The organism is Ruminococcus sp. NATIVEDY161 (assembly GCF_045819895.1).
Classification (GTDB): domain Bacteria; phylum Bacillota; class Clostridia; order Oscillospirales; family Acutalibacteraceae; genus Ruminococcoides.
On the sequence record NZ_CP162392.1, the window covers coordinates 1,906,896 to 1,931,192 of the forward strand.

Annotated in this window: 17 protein-coding genes, 3 tRNA genes and 2 other RNA genes; 5 read left to right on the plus strand and 17 right to left on the minus strand. The window is 44.1% G+C overall.

Annotated elements, in window-relative coordinates:
• Positions 1 to 45 precede the first annotated feature (45 nt).
• The 12 genes from AB1I50_RS09135 to hflX all read right to left on the minus strand — a co-directional run bounded on the left by AB1I50_RS09135 (position 46) and on the right by hflX (position 15,811).
• Positions 46 to 5,274, minus strand: a complete 5,229-nt coding sequence (locus tag AB1I50_RS09135; protein WP_407723732.1) for a DEAD/DEAH box helicase — start codon at positions 5,272 to 5,274, stop codon at positions 46 to 48.
• A 34-nt stretch (positions 5,275 to 5,308) separates the two neighbouring features.
• Positions 5,309 to 8,965, minus strand: a complete 3,657-nt coding sequence (locus AB1I50_RS09140; protein ID WP_407723733.1) for an ATP-dependent DNA helicase — start codon at positions 8,963 to 8,965, stop codon at positions 5,309 to 5,311.
• Between the two features lie 149 nt (positions 8,966 to 9,114).
• Positions 9,115 to 9,471 (minus strand): TnpV protein, encoded by a 357-nt coding sequence (locus tag AB1I50_RS09145; protein WP_407723734.1) that lies wholly within the window; start codon positions 9,469 to 9,471, stop codon positions 9,115 to 9,117.
• 3 nt (positions 9,472 to 9,474) lie between these two features.
• Positions 9,475 to 9,654: a hypothetical protein gene (locus tag AB1I50_RS09150; protein ID WP_407723735.1), complete on the minus strand. Its 180-nt coding sequence runs from the start codon at positions 9,652 to 9,654 to the stop codon at positions 9,475 to 9,477.
• Positions 9,655 to 9,852: 198 nt separating this feature from the next.
• Positions 9,853 to 10,197, minus strand: a transfer-messenger RNA (tmRNA) gene (gene ssrA / locus AB1I50_RS09155).
• A gap of 194 nt (positions 10,198 to 10,391) precedes the next feature.
• Positions 10,392 to 10,850 carry an SsrA-binding protein SmpB gene (smpB, locus tag AB1I50_RS09160; protein ID WP_407723736.1) on the minus strand — a complete coding sequence of 153 codons (459 nt, stop codon included), beginning with the start codon at positions 10,848 to 10,850 and terminating at the stop codon, positions 10,392 to 10,394.
• On the minus strand, positions 10,850 to 11,452 hold the full coding sequence (recR, locus tag AB1I50_RS09165) for a recombination mediator RecR (RefSeq protein WP_407723737.1): 603 nt from the start codon (positions 11,450 to 11,452) through the stop codon (positions 10,850 to 10,852). Before recR ends, smpB begins: the two co-directional genes overlap by 1 nt.
• 2 nt (positions 11,453 to 11,454) lie before the next feature.
• On the minus strand, positions 11,455 to 11,805 hold the full coding sequence (locus AB1I50_RS09170; RefSeq protein WP_407723738.1) for a YbaB/EbfC family nucleoid-associated protein: 351 nt from the start codon (positions 11,803 to 11,805) through the stop codon (positions 11,455 to 11,457).
• A gap of 19 nt (positions 11,806 to 11,824) precedes the next feature.
• Positions 11,825 to 13,552, minus strand: a complete 1,728-nt coding sequence (dnaX, locus tag AB1I50_RS09175) for a DNA polymerase III subunit gamma/tau (RefSeq protein WP_407723739.1) — start codon at positions 13,550 to 13,552, stop codon at positions 11,825 to 11,827.
• A 77-nt stretch (positions 13,553 to 13,629) separates the two neighbouring features.
• Positions 13,630 to 13,728: signal recognition particle sRNA small type (ffs, locus tag AB1I50_RS09180), an RNA gene on the minus strand.
• Between the two features lie 251 nt (positions 13,729 to 13,979).
• Complete coding sequence (locus tag AB1I50_RS09185) at positions 13,980 to 14,552, minus strand: phosphatase PAP2 family protein (protein WP_407723740.1); 573 nt, start codon at positions 14,550 to 14,552, stop codon at positions 13,980 to 13,982.
• 2 nt (positions 14,553 to 14,554) lie between these two features.
• A complete protein-coding gene (gene hflX, locus AB1I50_RS09190) occupies positions 14,555 to 15,811 on the minus strand; it encodes a GTPase HflX (RefSeq protein ID WP_407723741.1) in 1,257 nt (418 codons plus the stop codon).
• Positions 15,812 to 15,928: 117 nt separating this feature from the next.
• Here hflX and AB1I50_RS09195 point away from each other — a divergent pair, with 117 nt between their 5' ends.
• Genes AB1I50_RS09195 through rd form a run of 4 tightly spaced genes read left to right on the plus strand, consistent with a single transcriptional unit; the run spans position 15,929 to position 19,452 of the window.
• Positions 15,929 to 17,395: an L-aspartate oxidase gene (locus AB1I50_RS09195; protein ID WP_407723742.1), complete on the plus strand. Its 1,467-nt coding sequence runs from the start codon at positions 15,929 to 15,931 to the stop codon at positions 17,393 to 17,395.
• Positions 17,392 to 18,231: a carboxylating nicotinate-nucleotide diphosphorylase gene (gene nadC / locus AB1I50_RS09200; RefSeq protein ID WP_407723743.1), complete on the plus strand. Its 840-nt coding sequence runs from the start codon at positions 17,392 to 17,394 to the stop codon at positions 18,229 to 18,231. Before AB1I50_RS09195 ends, nadC begins: the two co-directional genes overlap by 4 nt.
• A gap of 31 nt (positions 18,232 to 18,262) precedes the next feature.
• Positions 18,263 to 19,240 carry a diaminopimelate dehydrogenase gene (locus AB1I50_RS09205; protein ID WP_407723744.1) on the plus strand — a complete coding sequence of 326 codons (978 nt, stop codon included), beginning with the start codon at positions 18,263 to 18,265 and terminating at the stop codon, positions 19,238 to 19,240.
• A gap of 47 nt (positions 19,241 to 19,287) precedes the next feature.
• The gene (gene rd / locus AB1I50_RS09210) at positions 19,288 to 19,452 is read left to right on the plus strand and encodes a rubredoxin (protein WP_334299539.1); all 165 of its coding nucleotides are present in this window, start codon (positions 19,288 to 19,290) and stop codon (positions 19,450 to 19,452) included.
• An 86-nt stretch (positions 19,453 to 19,538) separates the two neighbouring features.
• Here the strand turns inward: rd and AB1I50_RS09215 are convergent, their stop codons facing one another.
• The 4 genes from AB1I50_RS09215 to AB1I50_RS09230 all read right to left on the minus strand — a co-directional run bounded on the left by AB1I50_RS09215 (position 19,539) and on the right by AB1I50_RS09230 (position 22,186).
• Complete coding sequence (locus AB1I50_RS09215; RefSeq protein ID WP_407723745.1) at positions 19,539 to 20,402, minus strand: Bax inhibitor-1/YccA family membrane protein; 864 nt, start codon at positions 20,400 to 20,402, stop codon at positions 19,539 to 19,541.
• 108 nt (positions 20,403 to 20,510) lie between these two features.
• A complete protein-coding gene (locus AB1I50_RS09220; RefSeq protein ID WP_407723746.1) occupies positions 20,511 to 21,647 on the minus strand; it encodes an Mbeg1-like protein in 1,137 nt (378 codons plus the stop codon).
• A gap of 331 nt (positions 21,648 to 21,978) precedes the next feature.
• A tRNA-Ser gene (locus AB1I50_RS09225) sits at positions 21,979 to 22,068 on the minus strand.
• Between the two features lie 29 nt (positions 22,069 to 22,097).
• A tRNA-Ser gene (locus tag AB1I50_RS09230) sits at positions 22,098 to 22,186 on the minus strand.
• A gap of 121 nt (positions 22,187 to 22,307) precedes the next feature.
• On the opposite strand from AB1I50_RS09230, the gene AB1I50_RS09235 reads away from it, so the two are divergent.
• Positions 22,308 to 22,384, plus strand: a tRNA-Arg gene (locus tag AB1I50_RS09235).
• A 322-nt stretch (positions 22,385 to 22,706) separates the two neighbouring features.
• Here AB1I50_RS09235 and AB1I50_RS09240 read toward each other — a convergent pair.
• Positions 22,707 to 24,092 (minus strand): NCS2 family permease, encoded by a 1,386-nt coding sequence (locus AB1I50_RS09240; RefSeq protein ID WP_407723747.1) that lies wholly within the window; start codon positions 24,090 to 24,092, stop codon positions 22,707 to 22,709.
• Between the last annotated feature and the right edge of the window lie 205 nt (positions 24,093 to 24,297).

Genomic DNA, 24,297 nt, shown 5'->3' on the forward strand with positions numbered 1-24,297 from the left:
GTCTTTGCTCGTTACTTGGATTGGTAATCCACGACAATCGATTATTCAAATAAATAAAGTTTTTCGAAGTGTTATTCCCTCAGAATTCTTAAAACCTTGTCCGTATACTTTAAGCGTATCAAAAGATACATATATAATCCTGTCTTCTTCAACAACAGATACACTTACCATCTTCTCTTTGTTGTTCCTTATTTGCGGAACAAACATACCAACTATTTTTTTTGCTGTATAACGCTTAAGCTTTCCGGAATATGGAACTAAATAACATAGACCGTTAATAGCACCGGAAACCATTATAGTAATAGCATTTTTTCTTAATTCTTCAGGAACTAGAGTTTTATCTGGTATGTCTGATTTGTTGCTTGGAAACGCTTTTCTTATTACGTTCGAAGGTTTAACTTCAGAAACAGATTGTCCCGCCATCCAATGAATCTGTACATCAACAGCAGTTTCTTCGGTTCTTACCTCGTATTTCTTTTCCGGTAAGCCATAAACGTTAACGCTTTGATGTCCTGTTGAAAACGTATTGTTTTCAAGATACTTTGAGTCGCCAAAGATTAGTTCTTCTAAATTCGGCGAAGCAAACTCATTCCATGAATCGGACCTTTTGATTAATCCTTCTACTCTTTTTACCAAATTAAGATTATTTATGTTATCTGTCTCATCATCCGGCATAACTACAAACAGATAATCTCTTGCTCTGCTAATCGAAACATTAATTATGTTCTTTTTGTTTAAGAACATTTCTTTTGAAGCGGTTATTGAAGGAGGTGTATTAAACACAGCAAATATAATATCGCATTCATCGCCCTGAAAACCATGAATCGTTCCGACTTGCACGTCCACTTCATCCGGTAACTGTTCTGACGATAACAGCTTGTCTATCATATCCGCTTGTGCTCTATAAGGAGCAATGATACCTATTTTGAACAATGAGCCCTTGTTGTTTTCAGCTATTGCACGAGACAAATAACTCACATATTCAAATGTGAAAATTGCGGAATACACCTGATAAGAACTGCTGTGCTGCAACCTTTTACACCGATAAATACTTTCATATTTACTTACAGGGAACTTTATAATATTCAGGGTTTTGATTTCCAAATCCTGTCCGAGATTTAACGCCCTTTGGCTATCGGAATTACGATAGTGATTTAAAATACCTCCATACGCAAACTCACTAAAAGTCCTACCTATATCGGGAATACTACGATATTGTGTTGTTAATAGATCAACCTTGTACTGATAGGGAGTAGTGTCCGGTTTTTCAAACGAATCCAAATTCACCATAGTGTAAATGTTTTCATTTTTCCAAAGGTCAATTGACGTAATAGGCTCAATCTGAAACGGATCACCTGCAATAATAAACTTCTTAGGAGTTTTCTTATATAACGGGTAAACTATATTTGCAAGAGGAATCATAGATGCCTCATCAATAATAATGTAATCCCAGTTAATACCGTTCAAGAATACTCTTGCGCCCTCCGGCATAAAGAAATCATACGGAAATCTTGCAATAGTTGTTACTGTTACGCTTTTTGACAACGTCCTGATATCAAATGTTTTATCTTTGAATACCGGACTTTGTTCAATTTCCTCATCCCCGGTTGCTCCGAATCTAACCAACCAGTCATTATATGAAGCATCGCTTTCGGATACTTCCATTAATCTTTTCACAAGAACATCTGCCGACTTGTTCGTAGGAGTAAGAACAAGCACTTTGCATTCTTTGACGTTTTTCATAATCGGAAGCAAGATGTTTTTTGCCAGATGAGTAGTTTTTCCTGTTCCCGGAGGTCCGAATACAAACTCGATGTTTTCACACAGGTTTTCCTGCATGTTGAATTCATCCTCGAATTCAAATTCAGCGAATTGTTTTCGAAGCTCTTCCAAAAGAAATGCGGGACTCTTTGCGTCAATTGTAGCAGATGTTACAGCGCTAAAATCAATATCATTGATAACTTCGGCACTTTTCAATTTTACTCGGAGAGAATATGATTTAATATTTGCAACTTCGACGGCAACTTTTTTAGTCTGATCTCCCATATGCAGAACTAGGGGTATATCAGCTAATTCCTCCATAAACTGCGGGATATACTTATCCGGGTGTTTAAGTACCAATGTTCGTTTTGTTCCAGGTTCTCTTTCGGCTTTAGCAAAGCTTATTGATACTTCTCTGCTGCGGGAATTAGCTTCGCCGCTGTTAATGCTTTCCATCTCAAGCAATGTTTTAAACCAGCCATATGAATATTTTGGAGCCGAAAGCGCCTTGTTTTGCAATTCTTCAAAGTATGTAATTCTATCAATTTCAGCCGCGCTTTTCTGTTTTGCACGTTCGATTTTCTTGCTGTAATCAACAGGGGAAGGAGTGTATTCATCTTCATCATAATCAAGTTTATCCTCGGTTTCCGATGAAAATGTTGCTGCTTCTTTGCCTTTAATCCTTACTGCAATATCTTTAATTACCTTAGCAGTCGATTTATCGATTCTCTTTTTATCTTTAGCGGAAATTGAATCGTTTTCGGCATCTTCCTGGAAATAATCATCAATTTCCTCTGTGGTATAATGTGTTTCAATGCGATGGGAAGAATGGTCGGCAGAATTCCGATCCGTCTCGGCGGCTCTCTTTCGGGCTTCTTTTTGTTTCTTGAATTCTTTAAATTCTTCCAGATCTTCTTCGTTGATTCCCAATGCCTTCATTTTATTTGCAAATTCAATTTTTTCACGTTGTGCTTCGGTAAGATTACTTTCATTCTCGTCCTCAGTTTCCTGCACGTCTGTTATTTCAAGAATCGTCAGCAGGGTTTCAGCGCGTTCATTTTCTATGTCATATATTGACGATAATTCACCTTTTGTTATTTCCTTTACCGATACAAAATCCCCTTCATTATTCACCAACCATTTTTTGCTAAACAAACAAACTTTGGTAGATGAATCCTCATACTGTATTCTGAAATTGTAACGACCGTCAGGTCTTGTTTTTACTGTCTTATTGAGCAAATAAAAGCCAAGTTTGTTATCTTCAGCCAATTTGCAAAGCTGACTCCACAAGAAAACCGACAGTTCTGCATCTTTTGTTTTTTCGACCTCTTCTAAGATTTCCTGCAAACCATCAATAAATCTCTCTGTTGTTTGATGCAAATATCCCGGCTCGTTTTTTGAATATTCATTCGGTGAGGTTTTTATACCTAACTCTCTGAGAAATGAAAACAAATATTTTTCGCGTTCATTTCCTACCATTGACTTATAATGATTAATGTCAATGAATCTGATTGTAGGCTTGTACTTAAAATAGCGAACCAAATCATCCGTTGGCAAGTACATATCAGATGCTTTACCTCTATACGCAATTTCATCTTGATAGTAAATCAAAAACTCGCAGGACTTTATCAAATCAATAAATTCTTCAATTTCATCAGTTGAGCATTTGCAATAATAATTAAAAAACATACTGAAATGAGGATCTGTGTCTATCTCAGCGTCGCCTTTTTCGTACTGAGGTAAAATAATATTATATATCTGATTTTTTAGAGAAGGTTGTTTAACACCAATCGAAGTAATAAATTCCCTTGTATCCTTGTTTTCCAGCAAATCCTCATTAACAACTCTGTATCCCTCCACATCTTTTACGGGAAGGAATAGAATCAATTGTTCTTCATCATCGAACGCAGCAGCGGCTTTTTGATTCTGATCTAAAAAGATTGGTAATTCTTTTATGATCTCAGTCCGGTGTTTAGTTTCCGAAAGCCATTTATAGAATTTGTGAAGCCATTCTATATTCTGGTTTTCAATAAAACCGGAATCAATTCCTTTTACACTTTCGAGCGACTGATAATCACCTAAATATCGATTATAAAAATACCCTCTTGATCTTCCTGTGATTATTGCATCCTCATTTAAATTGGTTCTTGTTAGTTCTTCAACATATCTAAACAAAGCTTTGTTATTTCTCTGAACTTCATCACGTCCCAAAGACACAAAAGCCCATTGTGCTTCTTCGTTTTCTACAATCTTACTGAGTTGCTTGTTTGAAAACAGCTGAGTTAGTTGCGGAACAGCAGCCCAGTATGCATTATTCGGAATTACATAATCGTTTTCTGTTGGAATTAGCTTTGTGTTTTCGAACTTCTCCTTAATCGATTCATAAAATGGAAGAAATGAAACTTTTCGTTTATTTGAAGGATCGCTAAAAGCATTTTCATCAACAGGAATAATGTCTATAATGCTGTCATCTATCAACCGCTTGGAATTCTTAACGCCGATATCTCTCAAATATTCCAGAGAGTCCGCAGATAACTTCGACAATAGCTTAATCATATTATCGTTATGAGCAATACCGGCACGAATTCCTTCACGGCTGTCAGTTAACAAGAACGGTGCGTGAATAATAAAGTTCAGGTTGGTAACTTCCTTAGTCGGAAAAAAGCAAAACGCCGGTTCATCTATCGATCTCAGATAACCTTCTTCGTTTGTAAAAAAGCCCGCCGAATATTTATGGTTGTGCTCATCCAAGCGAGAGAATAACCATAGTTTTTCATCATATAGTTCTTCCCCCGCATTTTGTGTTAATACCAAGTGTTCAGCAACAGTATCATCAAACCTGATTGTTTCTTTTATGCATTTTTCATATAACCCAATAACATCACCGAATTCAAATTCGATATCCTTAAGATTTGTTAAAAACAAAAGCGGATATGATAGGTTTTTCAACTTATCCGAAATATCATTGTATGCCTCATCTGCGTCTCTTTCCTGATGATCAAAAGGAAAAACAAACAGCGTTTCATCGGGTCTTCTCATTGGAAAGTCTTCGTCCAGAAGAGTAGGAACAATAAATCTTTCAATCTTGAATTTAAAATTCGGATCATAGATATGGGGTGTTTGTGTATACTGAAATACGGCTTTAAACCCTACGCCGAACTTTCCTATTGACGCCTCAGTTTTATTTGAGTTAGCAATAGAGGTGATCGCATTAATATCGCCCAGGGTATTGTTCTCAGAATCAGACTCTTCATTTGCGGGATCAGTTACGGAAAAATGTCTTGAACCATTATGAGCAAAAATCAGCCGATCTTTTTCCAGAACAAACCTTGCACTAGTCGCAAAAGCATCGTCAGCGTTTTGAAGCAATTCATAAATAAAATGCGCTTGGTCGGAATACTTCTCGACTACACTGTTTTTTATTCCGCGCATAGACGGTTTTTCAAGAGTATCGGCATTATCCGATCTATCCTTGTGTAATGCGTTAAAGAATTGTTTTTCCTGCTCGTTCATTTTTCATACCTCTTTTCAACAGTGAGATATCCATCTACTTATTTTGATCAATCAACGCAACCGCATCCGTTGTAAGCGTATTTCCTTCATATGTAGTTAATAGCTTCCCCGGAAAGTGCTTATTGTACCAAGCTTCTTTTTTTGCCCAATGTGCCATATAGTTAGGATCGTTTGTCCGTCCCACGTGCTCCCAATAATACTTTTCTCCTCTAAAAATAACAGTAAAATCAGGCAAGTACATAGTTCCGTCCGGAGCATATAAAGGTTCCTCGTATTTAAACGGGATTTCTCTATCAACAAGTAGGTTTGTAATTATTGCTTCTGATTTGGAGCGCACAAAGAATTGGGACAATGTTGCTATCTTCTTGCCGGATTCATACCATTTTGAATTTGAGTATATAACAAATTCAGGTAAAGGCTCGAACTTAAAAATGGAAGAATTTATTTTTCTTACAGCTGATTTTTCGGTATGGCTTAGCCTTGTCAGTGTACTGATATCCTGTTGAACAAAGATTGTAACTTTTTTCTGTGCACGAGTTATAGCTGTGTACAATAATTCCATTGACATCAAATGGCTATCTTTATTCGGAATTACAATGTACACATAATCAAATTCAGAGCCCTGTGATTTATGAACGCTTATCGCATAAGCGAGCTCCAAATTATCTAACACTTTTTGCTCCGGAATCCATTTTCCTTCTGAATCTCGACCAAGGTTCTTTCCGTAATTATATCTTAATCCTTGTCTTGCTTTTCCGGAAAATGTAACCTGTAGGCGATCAACACGCCCTTGCTTCTTATACTTAGGCTGCTTACCTTTTGGAGCCGAAAAATCTAACCGGTGAATACCAGAAAGCCCTATTTCACCGTTATAAATCTCTGCTTTAATATTCTTATTTGATGAAGTTTGAGCATATGCCAGATCGGACTGTGGACGGTTTCTGAACTGAATAACTTTATCAAAATATCCTATTCCATCCAACTGTTTTTTACTCCATTTTGGATTAAGAGTTTTCTGCAGAAGTGCGTTGAGAGAGTCAGTTCCGTAAAACTCTCCTCGATATGGTGAAATGACTTGGGTTACTTCCGGATTACTGTTTCCATTTTTATCTCTTATCATTTCAAACCATAACTTGTCTATACTGTCAGAATCCGGATTTATGCCCGTATATTCCTGCATATCACGAATCATAACATTAGAAAGAAGGTTTTCTAGTTCTTCCTGTTCATTCCAAAAATACACTCCAAGGTCTTTATCTACATCACCGTTACCATTTTCAACAATCTGTTCAAACAATTCTTCTCTTTCAGCTTTATGTTTTGCTGCCGAGTATCCATCTTCAACTTGTTGGTGCTCCTGAATAAAAACATTAGCCAAGCCTAAAATGCCGTGTCCTTTATTCTCAACAGTATTTACAAGTTGACGAATATTATCGGTTAGAACACCTACATTATTAGGATGCTCTTCACTTAGCCATTCAATTGTATCAGCAAAAGCTTTTCCTCTTCCGATAGGGGGAAGTTGGTTTGGGTCTCCGATAAGTATCAATCTTTGAACGCTGTTCCAATTAATTGATCTCATTAAAGTTGCAAATAGGTTAAGGTCAATCATTGAACATTCGTCAATTATGATAGTATTAATATCCTCGCTCAATGAGCCGCCTATTCTTTTAAATGAAAAATTTGCATTAATCCATCCGCTTTTAGCAAGATGAGAATGAATAGTTGATGATCTTTTCCCGGTCTGAGTTTTTATTCTTTCTGCGGCTTTTCCTGTAGGAGCCATCAGCAAATAGCTTGTTCCTGCTCCGTGTACTCTATCTATGTTTTCAAGCAGGGTTTTGATAACCGTTGTTTTTCCCGTTCCTGCAGCTCCGGAAAGGACACATAAAGGTTTAGTAAAAATCTGCATACAGATTTCTGCCTGATGATCAAGTATTTTCTCGTATTCATCAGGCGCTCGTGTTACAAGCGGCGAATTATCAACCTTCAATCCCCGTTTGAATTTTTCCGGAGTAATAGCAATTTTGAGCTTAATATCTGATCTTTCAGCAAGATTCCTTAATGCATTCTCGACTGTTCTTTCATCATCATATGTAGATTTAAGATATAAATATAAAACTCCGTTTTCATTCTTTTTCTGAACAAGTGCACAGTTAAGTATTTCCTGTTCAACAGAATAATTCTGCATTTTGAATGAATACTGTTTCCACTCAGGTAAACGAGATATCCTTGAATTTACAACACGAAGTATGGATTCAGCCTCACCAAATGAGTGTGCGGGAATCCTATTGAGTTCGTCAACGCAAAATGCTCGGAACCTTTCTGTGGAGCCATTATCCAATAAATCAATAATTCCATACTCAGGTGATGGAATAACGCCGTTGTCGATCTTATAAAACGGAATTGTATCATCTGAGTCGTAACCTCTATACTGCTCAAATATTATATATGGGTTTTGCATCATCTCAGCAATTGAAGCAGTTATAGATACGTTTTCTCTATCATCGGAAATGATAGACCTAACTTGATTGGCATTTATATCAAATCTCGCTAAAACATCAAACAAAAAATCAGCGGTTTCTTTTCCGAGCAACTGATATTCACGTCTTATTCTCTTGCTAAACTCTTTTGTTGGCGCAAAACCAGCTATATTATCTAAATCCCCTTCAAGAAAATCCTTTACTTCATCTCGGAATTTCTTCATTTCAGAATCATCAGCAATACCGATATACTTTGATACAAAGTCATTTAATCCAAGGCTTTCCATAACCGAAGGAAAACCAGGGAACGGTCCTCTTGCGGTCCAAAGCTCATTAAGAACACTGTTTAACCACTTTTTTCTCTTTAGCCAATCTTCTGTGTCATCCCCAATTTCAATTAATGTATCCACAACTGCAACAAGTTGATTGATTACTTCGATAACATCATCATTGCCTACTTCTCTGCTTCCATATTTGAACGGAGACCTGTTTGCCGGTTTTAAAACGAGTTTCTCAATAATCCTTTCATCATCTATGTATTTCCAATAAGGAATACAGAATCCCTCATTTGGATAGTTTGAAGTAATCGGTTTTTGCCAAACAAAACCACCGGAATACTTTCTTTTTATTTCTTCGCTTGTATTGTCATAGTAATAGGTATTGTCAATCTTTTTTAATCGAGAAATACCAACAATGACATAATTGTTTTCTTCATTTTCACTAAATGGGTTGCTGTATCCTGCGTAGTATATGATTAGAGATTTACCCGGTTCAAACTGTGCAAAATATTTCTCTGCAGCAGCTTTCCTTTTATCATAATTATATTTTTGTGAACTTTCGCCTTTTGTTTCAACCTCATCGTTATACATTGCTTCATAGCACCAAGTGCAAGCAGTTGATGGAGGTAGCGAAATATAAATAGGATCAGCATCTCCGGCTTTCCAGAACGATGGAGGATCTACCTTCACGGAAATTGTATCCTTGCCGAATGCATTGATACTCAATCCGCAAGCTGCTCCACACTGAGTTTTAGAACAAGGTTCACCGGCGCGTTCAGTTTCATATTCTAAATTGCGAGTCCCGGCAATTAAATTTCCCGGATATGAGTGTTGACCAATACAAAATGTATTCTCACAAGGCTTTTTACAAATATGACCGTTCCATCCATCACTATGCCACGCTAATCTTATACTCATATGAATTGCCATAAAAACCTCCCAAATTCTTTTGTTTTACATTTTCGTTGCAATATATACTATCATACTATAGTTCAGGTAGTCTTTCAATATCTATAACCAAAAAAGTGCTTTCAGAGAAGCACTTTTTGTTCGAAAATTCCACTATTATCTTTTGCTCGCTATTTGAGAATTATCTCTTTTGAAACAACTTCTCTCGCTCGTTGAGTGGCGTTATTTCTCTTGCGTACCCAAAGCATTTGATTGGACGCTTTCAGCTGCTCCGTGCAGCCTTCTTCTTTTGCAAAGGCAACTACAAGCTGCTCATACATCTTTTCTGCCTGCTCATTTATGTCGGCAAGATATTCGTTTAGCTTACATTTCGTGAGTAGGTTGGTATAGAGAATCGGACGGCTTTGTTTGATATATCGAAGATGTTGTTGTCCCCACAATCCGATTGGTCGGTTATCCTGTTCGGGAAGTGTCAGATTCGGGAGCAAATAATCACCCTGCTGCGTGTATGTAATCTTTGTATCCATACCTTAGACCTCCTTAATCTTGATTTTCTTGACTTTTGCTTTTGTGAGCTTGATTAACAGCTCGTCAATAATGTCGGTGTACCTGTCCTGTGATAAAAGGTCGTTCCTCAAATCAATCAGGCTGTTGAAGACTGTGCGCCTTTCATCAGCAGTCAGATAAATGTGATATTTCAGGTTTTTCATCGTGTTTACCTCCGTTCAATTTGATGATTCCATTATATACGGAGAACACCGATAAATCGAATGTGTCGATTTAAAAACCAACATAAAACAAAAGCACCGTTTCGATTTCTCGAAACGGTGCTTTTGTAATGCGTATCAGAGCATTACCTTAACGGCAAAACCGCCGCTGAAAAAGTAGGTGTTCATCCAATACTTGTTTGGTGGAGATGACGGGAATCGAACCCGTGTCCGAAAAGAATTCGCCGGGACTTTCTCCGAGCGCAGTCGCTATATTAAATCTCCCTTGCCGAGTCGCCTAACGACAGGCTAAACGGTTTGGCAGCTCCTGATGTGTGACAGGGAGCGGAGCAATTCTCTGTTCACATTTACCTCTAATCGACGCCCCTTACGCGGCCGAGGTACTCCGCGCAGGAACGAGCTGCATTAAGCAGCTAAAGCAACTGTATTTTTGTCAGTTATTTTAAGTTTGCGGATTTTATGGCGGTTCCGCACCGCCGCTCGCTTATCCGGGGTCGTTCTCCCCGTCGAAGCCTTTACATCCCCATATGTGCGAAGCTTTGCTTCGCAGTTAAATTCGCTTACGCGAGTGAAATTTGCCTTCGGCAAGCTAAATTCGCTTCGCGAGCTAAATTTGCTCCGCAAGCTTTTCTGTAAATTCAGCTTTTCGGTTTACCGAAAAATTTAGCTATTGAGCGCAGCGAAATAATTTAGCTGTTTTCACAGGAAACAATTTAGCTCTACCTGCTTTGTTCCTTAATCGCGCGTTCCATGTCGCGCTTTGCGGCGCGTTTTGCCATGTCCTCGCGCTTGTCGTATAGCTTTTTGCCCTTGCACAAGCCCACCTGAACCTTTACGCGGCTGCCCTTAAAATACAGGCTGAGCGGTATCAGCGAGTAGCCGGTTTGCTTAACTATTCCAAACAGGCGGTTAATCTCTTTTTTGTGCATAAGCAGCTTTCTTACGCGCATCGGGTCGCGGTTAAATATATTGCCCTGCTCAAAGGGCGAAATGTGCATTCCGTTAACAAAAAGCTCGCCCTTGTCAACGGAGCACCAGCTGTCCTTTAGATTAACCCTGCCCTGACGGATAGACTTTACCTCGGTTCCGCAAAGCTCAATTCCGGCTTCAAAGCTTTCCTCGACAAAATAGTCGTGTCTGGCTTTTTTGTTTTGGGCAATGGTTTTTGTTTCACTCATCAGATTTCGTTCCTGCCTTCCAGCGCCCTTGCGAGCGTGTACTCGTCGGCATACTCAAGGTCGCCTCCGACGGGAATTCCGTAGGCAAGGCGCGTAACCTTAACGCCCATAGGCTTTAGGAGCTTAGATATATACAGCGCCGTGGCGTCACCCTCAACGGTTGGGTTAGTCGCCATAATAACCTCGGCAACTTCATTCTCGCCGAGCCTTGCGATAAGCTGTTTAATCGTCAAATCATCGGGGCCTACGCCGTTAAGCGGAGAAATTGAGCCGTGCAGAACGTGATAAACGCCCTTGTACTCGTGAGTGTTCTCGACCGCCGTGGCATCTCTGGGGGTTTCGACAACGCAGATTTGGCTGTGATCCCTCGCTTCATTCGCGCAGACCGGGCAGAGCTCTCTGTCGGTCAAATTACAGCACCTTGAGCAGTAATGTATTTTTGTGTGAGCCTCAACAACGGCGTTTGCAAGCTCGTCTGCCTGTGTTTTTGACAGATTGAGCACATAATATGCAAGCCGCTGAGCGGTTTTGTGTCCGATACCGGGCATTCTCTCAAACTGCTCCACAAGTCTTTCAAGCGGAGCAACGTTATACTGAGCCATAATTAAAACATTCCCGGAATGTTAAGTCCGCCCGAGAGGGCTTCCATCTTTTCTTCCTTTTCCTTTGCGGCGGTTCTGAGCGCCTCGTTTGCGGCTGCCATCAGCAAATCTCCGAGCATTTCAACGTCGTCGGGATCAACAACCTCGGGCTGAATTTCAACGGAAACAAGCTCCATTTTGCCTGTTACCTTAACCTTAACAGCACCGCCGCCTGCGGCTGCCTCGTATTCCTTAGCTTCGAGCTCCTCGTTAGCCGCTGCCATATCGTCCTGAAGCTTTTGAGCCTGACGCGCGAGCTGCTGAATGTTGTTTGAGCCTCCGCCGCCGTAACCCTTGGGTAATCTTGCTTTCATATTTATCTTCCTTTCAGATTTATTCTTCTGTGTATTTAATGCCGCTCTTATCAAGCTTTTCCTTAAAGCCGCTCAGCGGATCTTCCTGTTTAACTTCCTGTTCGGTTTTTGTTTTGTAAGGGCCGAGCCTGTACGCCTTGCCCGTAATCTGCTGTAAAATATCGCGGATATTTCTGCGCATATCGCCCTGCCGCAACAGCTCAAACGCCATTACATTTTCGCAGTCGATAAGCAAAAATCCGCCGTTTTCGTACGCGGTTGAGCCTGAAAAAGCCGCCGCCAATGAACGCGAGGTGGACTTAATCGCTTCAACTACCTCAATCCACTGGGGGAAGGGCACAGCCTCGCGGCTGAGCTTGATTATATCCACGTTCTTTTGAGTGTTTTGAGACTTGCTTTGCGCAGGCTTTGGGGGTTCGGGCTGTTCTTTGGGCTTTTCTTCGGGCTTATTTTCGGGTTCGACAGGTATTTCCTCTGCCTTTTCGGGAGCTTCCGTTTCCTCGGGAACTACTTCGGCAGGTTCTTCCGCTGTTTCGGGAGTAGCTTCCTCTTTTTTGGGCTCGCTCATAGGAGCTTCAACAGCCGCCGTCTGAACCGAAATTCCCTTTTTAACCGCGCGTTCAAGCGCAGTAATCCTCGCTGCAAAAGCCTCGTTTGTGACGTCGAGCTCGGGTGAGCAGAGCTTGACCAGCGCCATTTCGAGCTCGGTGCGGTCGCCCGTGCCCTTGCCCATTCGCTGATATGAGCGCGACAGAACGTCCATATAGTAAACAATATCCGCAAGCGACAGATAGTCCGCCTGGGTTTGTGACATCTCAAATTCTCTGTCGGTGAACACGACAATATCGCGCGGATTTCTGACCGACTTTATGAGCATAAGCGCCCTGAAATGCGCCGTCAGCTCGTCGCAGAGCTTTGGCATATCCTTGGCGTCGCGGTACAGACGGTCGATAATCTCGAGCGCCTTGGCGGTGTTTTTGTTGATAACGCAGGCGGCGAGGTCGAACAGATAGTCCTTGTTCGCAAGTCCTGCGGCGGAACGCACAACATTGTCGTCAATGCTCCTGCTGATTGCGAGGCACCTGTCCATAAGCGACAGCGCGTCGCGCATTGCGCCGTCGGAAACCGAGGCGATAAGCATTGCAGCGCTGTCTGTAAGTTCTGCGTCCTCTTTATCGGCAACGTAGAGCAGTCTGTCGGCAATATCGCGCGGCGCGATACGGTGAAAGTCAAACCGCTGGCAGCGCGACTGGATTGTGAGCAAAATCTTGTGAACCTCGGTTGTCGCAAGAATAAACACAACGTGCTTGGGCGGCTCCTCAAGGATTTTCAGCAGGGCGTTAAACGCCTCCGCCGTAAGCATATGAACCTCGTCGATTATATATACACGGTATTTGCACCGGTGCGGCGCGGTCTGAACCTCGTCGATGATCTCGCGTATGCTGTCGATTTTGCGGTTAGAGGCGGCGTCGATTTCAAAGACGTCAATCGAACGTCCGCTGTCGATATCGCGGCAAATCTCGCACTCTCCGCACGGCGAGCCGTCCTGAGGGTTAAGGCAGTTTACCGCCTTGGCGAGGATTTTGGCGCAGGAGGTTTTGCCTGTTCCGCGAGAGCCCGTAAAAAGATAGGCGTGGCTGATTCTGCCGTTTTTCAGTTCGTTTTTGAGTGTTGTGGTAATGTGTTCCTGACCTGCGACGTCGTCAAAGGTACGGGGACGGTATTTTCTGTACAAAGCCTGATACAAAGCTCTCACCTCCGCCTGAAAATCTTAGAAAAAAAGCAAGCGGTCACGCCGACATTCGGCTAACCGTACAAATAAGTGAACGACAGACTGACTGTATCGCATCGGAAGAACTGCTTAATGCTGCTCGGTTCCCCGCCTGACATGGTTCGCAGACCCCAATCGCACAGGGCCTGCCGCTCGCTTATTTGCACGCAATGACAGCTTGCATCTTTGTTATTATAACACAAATATATTTATAAATCAATAGTTATTTATCACATAGTTTTTAATTGATAATTGATAATGGAAAATGGAAATTTCGGTCGGGCGGACAGGTTTGCTTGTTCGAAGCGTTTAGTTCCCGAATGAATTAATATGGTGCCGATTTATATTGATATTTTTAGGGGCAACCTTCCGGATGCCCCTTTAAATTTGACTGAAAATATAATCAGTTGTTCTTCTTCAATTCTCCCGACAATCTTTTGTCGAGCTTTGTCTTTTTGAAGATGAACACCATGAAAAGACCTGTGATTATGCCGAGTGTAATTCCGCCTAAGATGTCGGACGGATAGTGAACGTAGTTGTACATTCTCGAGAAAACAATCAAAAGCGCGAGGACTAAGCCCGAGTAGGCAATCCATCTTTTTTCCTTAAGCATACCGAACAGCGCTGTAACGGCGGCAAACGCCGAGGTGCTGTGGCCTGACGGAAAGCTGTAGCTTGTCGGGCCGGGGATGTTCATATTAACGGACGGGTTGAGCAAAAACGGTCTCGGACGCGCGACGATGTGCTTGATGATAATATCTCCGCACAAAAATCCCAGCGCCATAGCCGCCAAAACGCAAACGCCTGCGGCTCTTGTTTTGCGGAAAAACAGCAGTATAATCGCAAGCAAAATCCAAAACACGCCGTATTCGCCCATATAGCTCAAAACCATCATTACAGGATCTAAAAACGAGTTGCGGATATGCTCCTGAATAAAGTTAAGTATTGAAAAATCAATGTTTACAATAAAATCCATAATCAGTTCTCCTTTATCTCAAATTCTTTTACCCTTGCATATATAATTTTATCGACAATCGCTTCCACCGCGATGCCTTCGGAGATATATTCCTCTGAAATCAGCGTGCCCTTTTCGCGGATATCGCTGATAACTCCCGCGCTTTTGAAGGGCACAAGCAGGCTTACGCGCTTCATCCTGACAGGCAGGTTGCTGTCGATAGCCTCGAGCAGCTTGTCAATACCGTCGCCGTTTTTGGCGGAAATTTTTATGTACGAGTTAAAGTCCTGCGCGAGCGTGATATCGTCGAGTAAATCGCACTTGTTCAGCACGGTGATAATCGGCGTGTCGCCGCAGCCGAGGGATTCGAGCAAATCGTTTGTAACGCTGAGGTGAACCCTCGCCTCGTCGCTTGAAGCGTCGCAAAGGTTGATGATAATGTCCGACTGTGCCGCTTCCTCCAGCGTTGAGCGGAACGCTTCAACCAGGTGATGGGGAAGTCTGCGGACAAGTCCTACCGTGTCAATCAGCATAATGCTCACGCCGCTCGGCAGTTTAAGCGCGCGTGACGTTGGGTCGAGCGTTGCGAAAAGCTTGTCCTGCGCCAGAACTCCGGCGTCGGTCAGCGCGTTCATCAGAGTTGACTTTCCGGCGTTTGTGTAGCCGACAATCGCGCAGGTGATAATGCCGTCCTTTTCGCGCCTGTTCCTGAGCATTTGTCTGTGCTTTTCAACCTCATCAAGCTCATCCTTAAGCGTTTCAATCCGCCTGCGGATGTGCCGCCTGTCGGTTTCGAGCTTTGTTTCACCCGGACCTCTCGTGCCGATACCGCCGCCGAGACGCGACATCTCAATTCCCTTACCCGTAAGGCGCGGAAGCATATACTTTAGCTGCGCGAGCTCAACCTGCAGCTTGCCTTCCTTTGAACGCGCCCTTAGCGCGAAAATGTCAAGAATCAGCGTTGTGCGGTCAATTACGCGCACGCCTGTGTAATTTTCGATGTTTTTAATCTGCGTGGGGGAGAGCTCACTGTCCGCGATAATCAAATCGAGCTCCTCGCTGTCGCAGACATTTTTTATCTCCTCGAGCTTGCCCGAGCCTACAAAGGTCGCGGATTCGGGCTTTTGCAGCTTTTGAATTACCGAAAACGCAGGCTCTGCCCCTGCGCTTTTTACAAGCTCAAAGAGCTCGTCCATTGACGCCTCGGTGTCAAAATTGCCCGTATCTACGCTTACAAGCAGCGCTCTCGGAATTATTTCTTCATTACTAATCAGTTCCATATACACCTCCGAAAAAGGATTGCTGAAACTTTTACTGTAAAAAACTGTTTACTATTTTCCTAATTAGTAGTATAATATATGATTGAAGGAATGTAAAGAATTGTTTTGGAGTTGTTTATGGAAAAACAATATGACGTTATAATTGTCGGCACAGGAGCGGCAGGACTGTATGCCGCGCTGAACTTTCCCGATGACGTGAGCGTTCTGCTTATCTCAAAGCGCGAGCTCGAGCTTTCGAACAGCTCGCTGGCGCAGGGCGGAGTAGCCTGTGTGCTTGATTTGGCACACGATAACTACAAGCTGCACATCACCGATACCCTAATCGCCGGCAAGTACAAAAATAATTTAAAAGCAGTCGAAAAGCTCGTAAAGGAAGGTCCCGGCGACGTGCTCAAAATCAAGGAGCTCGGCGTTGACTTTGACCTAAACCCCGACGGCACAATGTGCAAAACGCTCGAGGCAGGACACAGCCGCCACAGGATTGTCCATCACAAGGACTCCACCGGCAAGGCGATTGTAGATGCTTTGATTTTGGCGGTAAAGCAGAAGGAGAACGTCGATATTCTCGACAACGCCCTGCTCTACTCAATGCACAAAACCCTCGGCGGATTTTACCTGAGCGTGCTTAAGGACGGCAAGAGCCGTTACTTCGGCTGCAGCTTCTGCATACTTGCCACAGGCGGTATCGGCAGAGTTTATAAATACACCACCAACTCGGCTATCGCGACGGGCGACGGTATCGCCTTTGCGTATATGCTCGGAGCTAAGGTTCGGCATTTGTCGCGCGTACAGTTCCATCCCACGGCGTTTGCCGCGGAGAAGGACAGGGAACGGTTTTTAATCAGCGAGGCTGTCCGCGGCGAGGGTGCTGTTCTGCTCAACTGCGACGGCGAGCGGTTCGCTCACAACTACGACAAGCGCGGAGAGTTAGCGCCGAGAGACGTTGTATCAAACGCAATCGCGAGAGAGGCTATCAGAACCGGCAGCGAGAAATTTTATCTCGACATTACCCACAAGCCGGCAGACTTTTTGCGCGACCGTTTTCCGCTTATTTCCTCGCGCTGTCTTGAGGAAGGAATCGACATCACCAAGGACAGAATTCCGGTTTTCCCCTGTCAGCACTACCTGATGGGCGGTATCGACGTCGATTTGAACTCGCAGACCTCAATCGCCGGACTTTACGCTGCAGGAGAATGCTCGCACACCGGCGTTCACGGTATGAACCGCCTTGCGAGTAACTCGCTTTTGGAGGCGCTGGTATTTTCGCGCAGCGCTGCCGAGCACATCACGCGCAAGCTCAAAAAGTACGGCAGAAAGCCGCTCGGTCTCGAGCCTGCACACCGCCCGATTACCGGCAATCCCATGCCGAAGGGCTGCCGCTCGCGAATTCGCGAGATTATGCAGGATGCGTACTTTGTGCTGCCAAAGCCCGAAAAATACGCCGAGAGCTACAGAGAGATCACCGAAATTATCAAGCTGCTTTTCAGCGAGAGCTACGAGATAAGCTCCGATTTGATAGAGGCAAAGAGCATTGCCGTTTGCGCCGCAATTATTCTTGACGAAGTTAGGGAGGGCAGACAATGATTAACAGCATTTATGTTGACAATATTATTAAAACCGCGCTGCTCGAGGACATCAATTACCTCGACTGCGCCACCGATTACCTGATTGACGACGAGCAGGAAAACACCGCTCGGTTCTTGGCAAAGAGCGACGGAGTGCTCTGCGGAATAAATATCGCTCTCAGGGTGTTTGAAATTTTACAGCCCCAAGGCTTTACCGCTGAGGTTTATAAAAACGACGGCGACGTTTTGCAAAAGGGCGACATCATAGCCGAAATTCACGGCAAGACAAAGGCGATTCTAAAGGGCGAGCGCACTGCGCTAAACCTTATTCAGCATATGAGCGGCGTTGCAACAGCGACGGCAAAGGCGGTGGAGCTCGTCAAGGGCACAAACGCTTCAATTGCCGACACGCGCAAGACCTTGCCCGGACTTCGTCCGCTTCAAAAGTACGCGGTTACGGTCGGCGGCGGCAAAAACCACCGCTATAATCTGTCGGACGCAGCTATGCTTAAGGACAACCACGTTGACGCAGGCGGAGGAATCGCCGCGGCGGTCGCGAAGCTTAAAGCAAGGCTCGGTCATATGACAAAAATCGAGCTCGAGGTCAGAAACCTCGACGAGCTCGGCCAGGCGCTTGAAGCAGGCGTAGACGTAATTATGCTCGACAATATGAGCACCGAGATGATGCGCGACGCCGTCGCAATTACAAACGGCAGGGCGTTGCTTGAAGCGAGCGGCGGAATCACCGACGACAGAATTCGCGAAATTGCCGAGACAGGCGTTGATATAATCTCAATGGGCGCGCTTACGCACTCGGTAACGGCGTTTGATATTTCGCTTAAAATAAGTGATTAATATATGTGATTAATTTATGGAGGTATAAATAATGGTTAAAATCGGAATTTTGGGTTACGGCAACCTCGGCAGAGGCGTTGAAGCCGCAATCAAAAAGAACAGCGATATGGAGCTTGTAGCAGTTTACACAAGGCGCGATCCCAAGTCGCTGACAATCAATACAGACACTGCTGCGGTTAAAAGCACAGCCGACCTTGACACAGGCAAGGAGGATATCGACGTTCTCGTAATCTGCGGCGGCAGCGCAACGGATTTGCCGGAGATGACTCCCAAGTACGCGGCTATGTACAATGTAATTGATTCGTTTGACACCCACGCAAAAATTCCCGAGCACTTTGAAAATGTTGACAAGGCTTCAAAGCAGGCAGGCAAAATCGGAATTATCAGCTGCGGCTGGGATCCCGGAATGTTCTCGCTCAACAGAGTATACGCCGAGTCGGTTATGCCCGACGGCCAGGCATATACATTCTGGGGTAAGGGCGTAAGCCAGGGACACTCCGACGCGGTTAGAAGAATTGACGGCGTTAAGGACTGCCGCCAGTATACCGTTCCCGTTCCCGAGGCTCTCGACAAGGTAAGAAACGGCGAAAATCCCGAGCTTACCACCCGTGAAAAGCACACAAGAGAATGTTTTGTAGTAGCCGAGGAAGGCGCAGACCTCGCGAGAATTGAAAACGAAATCAAGACAATGCCCAACTACTTCTCAGATTACGATACCACCGTGAACTTTATCTCCGAGGAGGAGATGAAGCGCGATCACAGCGGCTTGCCTCACGGCGGCTCGGTTATCTATTCGGGTACATCGAGCGACGGCAATAACCACGTTATCGAGTACAGCTTAAAGCTCGACTCTAACCCCGAGTTCACAGGCTCGGTGCTTATCGCGTACGCACGCGCAGCGTTCAGACTTTTTAACGAGGGTATCAGCGGCGCAAAGACGGTGCTCGACATCGCTCCCGCGTATCTCAGCGCAAAGTCGGGCGAGGAGCTCAGAGCACATTCTCTTTAATAACTTAGGCTGCATTTTATTTGTATAAATATTAAGAAAGGAGAAGCATTATGAAATATATGTGCGAGCCCTGCGGCTACATCTATGATCCCGCAGAGGGCGATCCCGACGGCGGTATCGCTCCCGGCACAGCGTTCGAGGATATCCCGGACGATTGGTGCTGCCCTGTTTGCGGCGTAGGCAAAGAGGACTTCGTTCCCTACGAGGACTAATCAACAGCAAAAAAATAAGCCTGTTCCCGAAAAAGGAACAGGCTTATTTTGTATAGGAAAATTTGTGTTTTTACCTTGCCGTAACGTTAACTTCTTCTGTTGCCCAAAATCTGGATAAGAAGGTCGAGTACCTTAATATAAATCCAAAGTACCGTAAACGCCAGTCCGAAAGCCGCCATCCATTCATACTTTGCAGGCATCTTACTCTCAACAACGTGCTCAATCATGGCGAAGTCCGAGATTAAGAACAGCGTCGCGATGATGATTGAAACAACCGTAAAGCCGATTGAAATCCAGAAGTTGCCCATAATCAAAGCAACAAACGGTCTTGTAAGCGGAATGAGGTAGCCGATAAAGCTGAAAATCGAAATGCCGATCATTCCTGCAACGAGAGTGAGCATTACCATATGGAACTTTTTGCTAACCCTGATAATTCTCGTCGCGTAAAGAATTGCCATTGTCATAACAATTACAATCGTAATCGCCAGCGCCAAAAGTCCGAGGTACTCAAAGCCCTTAAGCACCGTAAAAACGAGAAACGAGATTATAAAGCCCTCGCATAACGCGAATATCGCGCCTACAACGGGTATCGCTTTTCTCGCGAAAGCCGCGGTAATCTGCGTGATGATTGCCAAAATTCCTGCGCCTGCAAAGAACCCGAGCTGCATAACCGAGGTGCTTACCGAAAAGCCCTTGAAGTTAAGCTGAATCGTCTGCAGCTGATTTGCAAAAACCGTGTTGTTCATCACGAGGTAAACCAGCAGTCCTGCAACTGCAAAAAGCAAAAAGTAAGCTGTTTTTGCAACAATCCGTCCATAGCCTGCAGCTTTTTCGTTTGTGCCTGCAACGTCGTTAACCTTGCTTAAGCGGTTCATTACGGGGTTTGCCCGGAAGAACGGCTTTTTTTGTTTTGTTTGAGTTGTTGAGTAGTTGTTTCTTAAATCACTCATATTGTCCTCCTATATACCCGGCAAATTGCCTTTAATTTTGCTTCTCTGAAGCTTGTAATGTAATTATAACACACCGACACTGACAAAACAATTACAAATTTGAGGTTTTTATTCCTGCTTTTCGTTATCGACTTTGTTTTTTTCTGCCTTTTTGATTTCGGCATTTTTCTGTTTTTCGGAAATTACAACATCCTTGCCCGACGCAATTAGCTTTTTTATCGAGCTCGCAATATCGGTTTTGTCATTCGGGTCGATTTTTGTCAGCGCCTTAAAAATCGAGTTGAACGAATTCCATTTGTTATCCGCAAGCTCGTTAAAGGATGTCACGCCGGAAGCCTCCAGCGAATCAAAAATATAGTCGACTAAAATCTTTTTGTTGCTGTCGGTCATCGTATTTAACCAACTGCTGATAGTCATGTTTATAAAAGGATCTGTCCGCGCGTCGGCACTTTCAAATTCCGCTCCGAGCACGTGCCATTTATAAGGATTGTGCTGCATAAAGCCCTTGGAGTCGCTTTTGATAACCTTGCGTTCAGCCTTGCTGAGAAAAAACAACCCTACAGGCGATGAGTCGGGAGAGATTTTTATGGTCTTTGAAAGAATAGAAAGGTAGTTTTCGGACTCCGCAACTTCGTTCATAAATCCCGGGCCGTCGTTGGTATATATTTTAATTACCCTTTTCTCACTTATATCTTTATCGCAGAACGCGCAGGCGTACACGGCGAAGTTGCCGCCCTTGGAATGACCGCCGACAATCAACTTGCAGTCCGTCAGTTTTGCGATACGGTTTACATAGGCAACCGCCTCGGTCTGACCGGGTGTTTCGGAAAGAAAGCTGATGTTAAAATCCTCGCGCCAGCCGACAATCGTGTTATCGGTTCCGCGAAAAGCTACATATGCAAGCTTGTCTGAGATAATGAACGTCACTGCGGCAAACTGAAGGTGCTGCTCGGTGTCGATTTTGTCAACATACCATTTTACCGTTATGTCCTTAAAACGCGGTGATTGCGCGGCTTTTTCCAAAACCGGCAAAGGGTCGTTCATCATAAGGCTCTGGTCAATGCCGGCAGCCTTATACTCACCATAAACCTGCGCTACTGTCAGCGCTCTGCTGCCGTCCTCCGGCACTATATCACGCATATCAGTATAAGCAAGCTCCGAAAAAACCAGGTTGTCAACCTCGTTAAAGCCGTCTTGCTCAAACGTGAGGTCTCCGCGCCAGTCTATATAGTCAAGCATATTCATAATGCTTCTCCTTAATGAGAGTTTATATGGATATTATAGCAGACAAATTTTGGGTTGTCTATAGAAAGTCTGTCGAGGAATTTTGATTTAAATTGAGCGGTAATGTTTTTGGGCGCCTTCAAATCCCTTGTTCTCCGCATTTTTGGCGGTCGGTATTGTTCCTGCTCGTTTTATGCGGAGTGCGTGATGTTATAGGTTGGTATAGCTCTCTCGCTAAAAACAGTGCACAGCACTGTTTTTGCCGCCTGACGGCGGCACGCTCGCCTTCAAATCCCTTGTCCTCCGCATTAAAAGAAAAATGCTATATAGGCTTTAGCCTATATAGCATTTTTGGCGGAGGACAAGGGATTTGAACCCTCGCGCCGCGTTAGCGACCTACTCCCTTAGCAGGGGAGCCTCTTAACCACTTGAGTAATCCTCCATATAGTTAAGTTGAATAATTTATTAAATTGGCGGAGAGAAAGGGATTCGAACCCTTGGTCCCTTGCGGGATCACTAGTTTTCAAGACTAGCTCCTTAAACCACTCGGACATCTCTCCGCATTTGCCATATCAGCAAGAATTATTCTATCATATCGACTTGATTTTGTCAATACTTTATTTCCATTTTACTTGACAAACAAAACTCTTTACGCTAAAATTAATAATACTGACTAAACACGTCTCAGTAGCTCAGTTGGATAGAGCGTTCGCCTCCTAAGCGAAAGGTCGGGGGTTCGACTCCCTTCTGGGACGCCAAAAAAAGCAGGTGCCGTAAGGTGCCTGCTTTTTGTCTCAGAAGGGAGGCGAAGGCGAGCGAAAAGAAAACAGTCCGGTGGACTGTTTTCCGCGAGAGAGCTACACCAACTTATCACTTCACACACGCCGCAACAAACGAGCAAGAACTATCCTATTTGAAAAACATACTTCTGGGACGCAAAAAAAAGCAGGTGCCGTAAGGTGCCTGCTTTTTGTCTCAGAAGTACAGCGACCACAACCCCGTTATAATGAAATTTAAATTGGCATAAAAATTCCGCCGGTGCAAAAACGCCGGCGGATATTTTTATTGATGAACTTTTCCTTAGAGAATTCCGAGGCTCTGCAAGCCCGTGATAACATACATAATTACGAACAGTCCGCAAATTACATACATCAAGGGGTGAACTTCCTTGAACTTAGCTCTTGCAATCTTAACGATAACGTAAGAGATAAAGCCGAATGCGATACCGTCTGTAATCGAGTAGAAGAAGGGCATACCTACTACTGTGAAGAAGCAGGGGAAAGCAACCTCGAGGTCAGGCCAGTCGATGTCCTTAAGCGATGAGCACATCATAATACCTACAATGATAAGTACCGGTGCGGTCGCCGCTGTGGGAACAAAGCCGAGCAACGGAGAAAGTACCAGCGCAAACGCGAAGCAAAGACCTGTTACGGTTGATGTAAGGCCTGTTCTGCCGCCTGCCGCGATACCTGAAGTTGACTCTACGTATGTGGTAACGGTTGATGTACCGAAAACAGCGCCTGCGGAAGTAGCAAGAGCGTCTGCGAGCATTGCTCTCTCAATCTTGGGAAGGTTGCCGTTTTCGTCAAGGTAACCTGCCTTGTCAGCCGCGCCGATAAGTGTGCCGATTGTGTCGAACATATCAACCATCAACAGTGTAATGAGTACGGCGGTGATTGAAGCGATAGGAGCCGAGAACAGCTCGCCAAAGCCTACAAAGCACTGACCGAACATTGAGAAATCAACGTGGGGTACCCAGTTTGTGGGAGGTGTAATTCCCATTTCAATGCCGAAAGCAAACTGGCAAACGTTGCCGATAACCGCTGTCAAAATCATACCGATAAAGATAGCGCCTCTAACCTTCTGAATAACCAGAATGGTGATGATAATCAAGCCTGCAAGCGCCAAAATTGTCGAGGGTTTTGTGAACGCCGCAAGGTCAACCGCAGTTGCCGCGCCGTCGTTCTGACCGATAACAATGCCTGCGTTAGAGAAGCCGATAAGCGCGATAAACAGGCCGATACCTGCCGAAATTGCCTTTTTGAGGCTTACGGGGATTGCTTCAACAATAGCTTTTCTCGCGCCGGTAACGGTGAGCAGAATAAAGAATACGCCGCCGATAAATACCGCCGCCAAAGCCGCGCTCGGTGAAAGACCGAAGCCAATGCAGAGGGTGTACGCGAATACCGCGTTAAGTCCGAGTCCCGGAGCCTGCGCCATCGGGTAGTTAGAAAGCCAGCCGATTAGCCATGTGCCGATTGCCGCGCCGATACAGGTTGCTGTAAATACAGCGCTGTCAGCCATTGCACCCTCATAGCCTGCTGCCGCAAACGCAGGGTTGCTCTGACCGATTACGGTAGGGTTCAGAAAGATGATGTACGCCATGGTCAAAAATGTGGTAAGACCGGCGATAATCTCGGTTCTGATGTTAGTACCGTGCTCTTTCAGATGAAAAAGTTTTTCCAATGGATGTTCCTCCTCAATAAAATTTGAAAATTTCTTTTCATCGTATATTATATTAGAAAATGTAAAATTTTTTCTTATTTATTAGAATTATTATTCTTTTTGTTGAAATTTTCAAAGAATAGAATTGGCGCATTGTAAAATGAGGTTGCAACAATATAATAAATAGTCCACAGTGACGATTCTGTAGTAGAATTGAGTTTGCGCT

Coding starts and splice junctions, on each gene's coding strand:
- nadC (WP_407723743.1), top strand. CDS start 17,392: ATGATTAACAGCATTTATGTTGACAATATTATTAAAACCGCGCTGCTC.
- smpB (WP_407723736.1), bottom strand. CDS start 10,850: ATGAGTGAAACAAAAACCATTGCCCAAAACAAAAAAGCCAGACACGAC.
- AB1I50_RS09170 (WP_407723738.1), bottom strand. CDS start 11,805: ATGAAAGCAAGATTACCCAAGGGTTACGGCGGCGGAGGCTCAAACAAC.
- AB1I50_RS09145 (WP_407723734.1), bottom strand. CDS start 9,471: ATGGATACAAAGATTACATACACGCAGCAGGGTGATTATTTGCTCCCG.
- recR (WP_407723737.1), bottom strand. CDS start 11,452: ATGGCTCAGTATAACGTTGCTCCGCTTGAAAGACTTGTGGAGCAGTTT.
- AB1I50_RS09185 (WP_407723740.1), bottom strand. CDS start 14,552: ATGGATTTTATTGTAAACATTGATTTTTCAATACTTAACTTTATTCAG.
- AB1I50_RS09135 (WP_407723732.1), bottom strand. CDS start 5,274: ATGAACGAGCAGGAAAAACAATTCTTTAACGCATTACACAAGGATAGA.
- AB1I50_RS09215 (WP_407723745.1), bottom strand. CDS start 20,402: ATGAGTGATTTAAGAAACAACTACTCAACAACTCAAACAAAACAAAAA.
- hflX (WP_407723741.1), bottom strand. CDS start 15,811: ATGGAACTGATTAGTAATGAAGAAATAATTCCGAGAGCGCTGCTTGTA.
- AB1I50_RS09140 (WP_407723733.1), bottom strand. CDS start 8,965: ATGGCAATTCATATGAGTATAAGATTAGCGTGGCATAGTGATGGATGG.
- AB1I50_RS09205 (WP_407723744.1), top strand. CDS start 18,263: ATGGTTAAAATCGGAATTTTGGGTTACGGCAACCTCGGCAGAGGCGTT.
- AB1I50_RS09195 (WP_407723742.1), top strand. CDS start 15,929: ATGGAAAAACAATATGACGTTATAATTGTCGGCACAGGAGCGGCAGGA.
- AB1I50_RS09150 (WP_407723735.1), bottom strand. CDS start 9,654: ATGAAAAACCTGAAATATCACATTTATCTGACTGCTGATGAAAGGCGC.
- AB1I50_RS09220 (WP_407723746.1), bottom strand. CDS start 21,647: ATGAATATGCTTGACTATATAGACTGGCGCGGAGACCTCACGTTTGAG.